The sequence below is a fragment of the Arthrobacter sp. Hiyo1 genome (assembly GCF_001263615.2).
In the GTDB taxonomy this organism is placed as follows: Bacteria; Actinomycetota; Actinomycetes; order Actinomycetales; family Micrococcaceae; genus Arthrobacter.
Window position 1 is genome coordinate 293,054 of the sequence record NZ_DF952474.1, and the last position, 3,869, is coordinate 296,922.

Consider the following 3,869-nt stretch of genomic DNA (forward strand, 5'->3'; position numbering starts at 1 on the left):
ATGCCCGGCCGGACGCCGGAAGCGCGGAGCGAGCGGGCCACCAGCGTGGCCCAGTTGGCGAGGTCGTTCTTGGTGTACCCGACGACGGTTGGCCGGCCAGTGGTTCCGGAGCTCGCGTGGATGCGGGCTACTTCGTCTTGCGGTACGGCGAACATGCCGAAGGGGTATTCCTGGCGGAGGTCTTCCTTGGTGGTGTACGGGAACTTGCCGAGATCGGACAGTTCGCGGAGATCGGAAGGGTGGACGCCGGCGTCGTCGAACTTGCGCTTGTACAGTGGCACGCGATCGTAGGCGTAGGCCACGGTGTGCTGGAGGCGGCTCAGCTGCAAGGCCTCGAGCTCGTCGCGGGAAATGGTTTCTTCGCGATCTAGCTGTGCAGTGTTAAGCGGTGCGTCGGGAGCGGCGACGGTGTTCTGTGTCATTGTCTTCCTACTTCTTGGAGATGGTGCGGCTGCGGCCACGGAACTCGGCGATGAGCTCGCCGTAGCTGCCCGGTTCTTCGGGAGACCCGACGGCGGAAGGTTCGCTTGCGTCGGCCGCGAAGATTTGGATGTCGTACAGGCCGCTGCGGCCGTTGTTGGCGCGACGGTTCGCGACGGCGGTGATCACCTGGCCTTGATAGGCCGGCTTGAGGAAGTTGATGTCGACGCCGGCGGCGACAGTTATGGTGTCGGCTTCCGACGGCGAGGGGTTGGCCGGGTTGCATGCCAGTGCAAAAGCTGAATCGGCGAAGGCGAAGATCATTCCGCCGTGGGCCATTCCGAAGCCGTTGAGCATTTCCTGCCGGAGCTTCATGCGGACGGTGGCGTGGCCGTCGTCGACCTTGAGCACCTCCAGGCCCATCCACTCGGAGGCGTAGTCGTTCTTGAGAATCTGGTGCTGCGCTGCGCCAGAAAGGGTGGTCTCAACCATGCGTCATTGCCTCCAGCTTTATTTACCGAATGTTCATTAGGTAATCCCAGTTTGCTTGAACTGTCAAGAGGAGATCGCTCGGCGGGACGGATCCAGACCCCCAAAAACCCCAACGTAGTAGCCTCGAGTCATGCCGCTCATCGAACTGCCCATCCGGACCCCGAGGCTCGTGCTTCGCAGGTTCGAGGCCACTGACCTGGAGCGATTCCACGCCTACCAGTCGCTACCCGAGACGGCGCGCTTCCTGCTCCGGCAGGAATTGACCCTCACGCAGTCCATGGAAGCGTTGGGCCGCTACGCCAACTTCTCTTTCGAACAAGAGGGCGACTGGGTGTGCCTCGCCATAGAGCGCGCGGACACGCCGGGCTTGCTTGGCGAAGTGGTGCTCAAGTGGCTGCCGGGCACGGGGCAGGCCGAAATCGGCTGGATCTTGGCACCGGAAAGCCGAGGCCAGGGCTACGCCGCAGAAGCGGCCGAAGCCGTGCTCCGCCTGGGTTTTGAAACCCTCATGTTCCACCGGATCGAGGCCAAGCTGGATGCCCTGAACACCTCGTCGTCGGGATTGTGCGAACGGCTTGGGATGCGCCGCGAAGCCGAGCTCGTGGACAACTGGCATTACAAGGGCCAATGGTCCACCGAAGTCATCTACGCGATGCTTGACTCGGAGTGGCGCGCGCGGAAATAGCATCCACTGCGAGCTGCTTGGGGGACGGTCATGGTGCGGGCTCCAGTTCTTTCTCGGGTGCGATGGATGCGGTTGCCCGGGAGAGCAGGATGACGCCGGCCAATGCGGCCGCGCCGCCGAGGAGCGAGGCGACACCCGGGACTTCGCCGAGCAAAATCCACCCGAGCAGCAGGGACAGCACCGGCACGACGTACAGGAGAGAACCGCCCTCTGCCACGCTGGTCCGCGAGAGCGAAACGTTCCAGAAACCGTAGCCCACCACGGTGCAGATCACCACGAGCACGGCCAATGCCAGCCAAGCGTTCCACGTGAACTCGGACGGCGTCGCTGCGAACCGGGCGGTCGGCAGGGTTGCCACTCCGCCGATGAGGGATCCCCAGAAGACCACTTCGAGCGGAGGGACGCGTGCCAGCAGGGGCTGCTGGACAATGAGGAATGCCGACAGGAGAAGTGCGGCTGCCACGATGTACAAGGCATCGCCGTTGAAGCCGACGGCCGCGGAATCGCCCAGCGTAATGGCTACGACGCCTGCTACGGCAAGCAGCATCCCCCAGTAGCCCAGGCCCGACGTTCTCTCCCGTAACATCAGATGACCGAGGACGAACGCGAAGACGGGCGAGATATTCAGCAGGAGACTCGCTGTTCCGGCCGGAACGGTCGTCTGCCCGAGGTTCAGGAGCAGGCCGAAGCCCGCATACCCCAGTAATCCCGCGACAAGCATCCTCGGAATGTCACCACCCCGCAGCGTAAGCCGCTGCCGCCGGATCAGCAGCACCAAGCCAAGCACGACGGCGGCACCCAAGTAGCGCAGCGGCGTCAGGTCCGGGGGGTCCATCACCTTCAGGGCCTCGCGGGTAGCCACGTATGTGGGCGCGGAAGACAGCACCATCAGCACATCTGGTCTTCGGTACCATCCGGTCACAATTGGGGCCTTCCCGGTGAAGTGGCCCTTTGCTTCAGGGCGCTTATTCAGGGAACTATTGCTCTCCCAGACGATTTATTCGTACAGTACATGAATTAGATCGTTCGCGGAAGAAATAAAGAGCCACTATTCTTTGAAGAGACCTTTGAGAAGCGCATCAGTCGGACATCGGCCTGAGCAGGGGAAACGAGGACGAGCGACATGACGGCGACCACCAAGGACCACGAAGAGCGGCCCCGCGCCAAGACTGCCGGCGAACGGCAGCGGCACCCCACTGAAGTGCGGCGTCAGCTGGTGGTTGACGCCGCGCGGGACCTGATCGCGGACAAAGGACTGTTCAATGTCCTGATCCGCGACATTTCAAAAGCCTGCGGAGTGTCACCCGGGACCATCACTTACCATTTCAAGAGTCTCGACGAAGTCCTGATGGAAGTAGTCAAGGCGGAAACCGCAGACTTCTACGTTCCCCTGCAGGAGAGCGCCAGAGGGTCCGGCGACCCTACTAGGGAACTGCTGTTTTTCCTCGAGGGGATGTTCGGCTCGGATGCGAATTCCCGCAGGCACTGGCTGATCTGGTTCGACTTCTGGTCCGCTGCGGCCAGGGACGAAGCCTACGGAAGCTGGATGAGCGAACACTACGACGGCTGGCGCAGCGCCTTGCGCGAGATCACCGAGCGCGGCGTCAGCGAGGGATCCTTCGTCTGTGACGATCCCCAAGGTTTCGCCATCGAGACGGCAGCCATGGTGGATGGCCTCGCCGTCCAGTGCTATGCGCGGGGTTCGTCCCTTCCGGTGGAAACATCGCGGAACCTGCTTATCGCGTTCGTGAGGCGAGAGCTCCAGATCAGGTGAGCAGTGCGACCAGGAAGAGTGCCGGAAATAGCCCCGCAGCGATCTCCGCACGGGCCGCGCTCGCGCGCGTAAAGCGGACTTACGCCGACATGCGCGAGAATAGCAGGTACCGCTGGTGTTAAGGTGGGCTGAGCATAAGAGAGATGGGGATCTTGACGTGGGCGCATCGGGCGTGGCTGTAGTAATCGAGGATGACGATGACATCCGTGAGGTAGTCCATGCCGTCCTCGAGGCATCGGGCCTGGAGGTTTACGCGGCCGGAAACGGCGTCGACGGCGTGGATGCGGTCCGCCTTCACAACCCTGACGTGATCACTTTGGACCTTGGCCTGCCCGACATTGACGGGATAGAGGTAACCCGCCGCGTCCGCGAGTTCAGTGACGCCTACATCATCATGCTCACCGCCCGGGCACGTGAAGTGGACACCCTGCAAGGGCTGGCCATCGGCGCCGACGACTTCGTCACCAAGCCCTTCCGGCCGCGCGAACTCCTGGCCCG

6 protein-coding genes are annotated in these 3,869 nt (G+C 62.7%); 3 read left to right on the forward strand and 3 right to left on the reverse strand.

Translation table 11 applies throughout. The annotated features are described in order from the left end of the window. Together AHiyo1_RS18685 and AHiyo1_RS18690 are read right to left on the reverse strand one after the other, a co-directional pair. Window positions 1-422, reverse strand: a 422-nt coding sequence (locus tag AHiyo1_RS18685) for a phenylacetate--CoA ligase family protein (protein ID WP_445286238.1), incomplete at its 3' end; no start/stop codon positions are given. Between the two features lie 7 nt (window positions 423-429). Further along, window positions 430-912, reverse strand: a complete 483-nt coding sequence (locus AHiyo1_RS18690) for a hotdog fold thioesterase (protein WP_059389548.1) — start codon at window positions 910-912, stop codon at window positions 430-432. A 130-nt stretch (window positions 913-1,042) separates the two neighbouring features. On the opposite strand from AHiyo1_RS18690, the gene AHiyo1_RS18695 reads away from it, so the two are divergent. Next, window positions 1,043-1,597, forward strand: a complete 555-nt coding sequence (locus AHiyo1_RS18695; protein WP_059389549.1) for a GNAT family N-acetyltransferase — start codon at window positions 1,043-1,045, stop codon at window positions 1,595-1,597. A gap of 28 nt (window positions 1,598-1,625) precedes the next feature. Here AHiyo1_RS18695 and AHiyo1_RS18700 read toward each other — a convergent pair whose 3' ends face one another. Further along, the gene (locus tag AHiyo1_RS18700) at window positions 1,626-2,486 is read right to left on the reverse strand and encodes a DMT family transporter (RefSeq protein WP_148667649.1); all 861 of its coding nucleotides are present in this window, start codon (window positions 2,484-2,486) and stop codon (window positions 1,626-1,628) included. A gap of 234 nt (window positions 2,487-2,720) precedes the next feature. Between AHiyo1_RS18700 and AHiyo1_RS18705 the strand changes: the two genes are divergently transcribed. Both AHiyo1_RS18705 and AHiyo1_RS27270 read left to right on the forward strand, forming a co-directional pair. Further along, the gene (locus AHiyo1_RS18705) at window positions 2,721-3,371 is read left to right on the forward strand and encodes a TetR/AcrR family transcriptional regulator (protein ID WP_059389551.1); all 651 of its coding nucleotides are present in this window, start codon (window positions 2,721-2,723) and stop codon (window positions 3,369-3,371) included. A gap of 157 nt (window positions 3,372-3,528) precedes the next feature. Beyond that, a partial coding sequence (locus AHiyo1_RS27270) for a response regulator transcription factor (RefSeq protein WP_253257453.1) occupies window positions 3,529-3,869 on the forward strand: 341 nt, incomplete at its 3' end.